Below are 1039 nucleotides of genomic sequence, written 5' to 3'. Positions count from 1 at the left end.
GGTCATACGTATCCACCAAAGTTGAGGTGGGTACGAGGCTCCTATGTGCCTATCGCATTCTCAAGATGGTCAGACTGGACGCTCACGGCGCACGTGCCAGCAGTTCGGTCTTCCCCGCCGACCCACGGCTCGACCCGGACTCGAACTGTTGGGCACCGCGCAGGCCATTGACGGACTGCCGGCTGGGCCGCCGCAGGCTCGTACAGGACCTCGCGCCGCGGCAGCACAATGCCGCTGCCGTCGCCCCGCTTGGCCGCGTCGGAAGTAGCCGCCACCGCGATCCAAGGAACGTCCCTCGCAGCGGCTTGTACATCCATCACATGCGCCACCACCGGACCGACGCTGTGGCAACCGCATCCCTTCCAAATGGAGCAGCCATTCCGGAACGCCGATCGGTTGAGGTTTCAGCAAGTCTGCCGTTGCGTGGTCACCCTCGCGGAAAATTGGCCATACGCGTCCGAAGAGTTCTGACGTCATCAGCATCGAGTGCCAAGTCCTCGCGCTCTTGCACCATGTAATCGATCACCTCGCACAGGACCTCTAAGCGCGCCACTGACAAGTGAGGCCCAATCACCGCATCCCAGAAACCCCGGTCTTTCAAGCAGGTGATGATGTGCGCTCTTGTCAGCGGATTCTCGAAGAAGCCCACCACCTTCTGCTCGTGCAGGCTTACCACCAGAGCGCGCAGAAATGTACCGAGGTAAGCTGCAGCAGCCTGCACAGGCAGGTCAAGAAGGGGTGTAGAAGCAAGGAAGCCAACAGAGTCAATATCGACCGCCATGGGATCCACATCGATGAAGGCATCAGCCTCTTCCTGTGTCCAGTTCCATCCGGTCAGTCGCAGGTCCATGAGGTGCGGGGCAGGGACGTCCGCCCAAGCCTCCTCCACCGCATGACTCAACTCCAATGCGTCTCTCATAGTTTGCTCAGAACGTCCTTTTGATTGGCAATCTGTTTTGCCAGGTCCGCAACAATGCGTCTCTCATAGTTTGCTCAGAACGTCCTTTTGATTGGCAATCTGTTTTGCCAGGTCCGCAAC

1 protein-coding gene is annotated in these 1039 nt (G+C 59.1%); it reads right to left on the bottom strand.

Annotated features, from left to right (window positions below):
* Positions 1 to 427: 427 nt before the first annotated feature.
* A complete protein-coding gene (locus AC1DXV_RS34965; RefSeq protein WP_477938093.1) occupies positions 428 to 850 on the bottom strand; it encodes a hypothetical protein in 423 nt (140 codons plus the stop codon).
* Positions 851 to 1039: the final 189 nt, after the last annotated feature.

The organism is Rhizobacter sp. P3_C12, from assembly GCF_056402735.1.
This window is presented reverse-complemented; position numbering and strand designations above follow the sequence as displayed.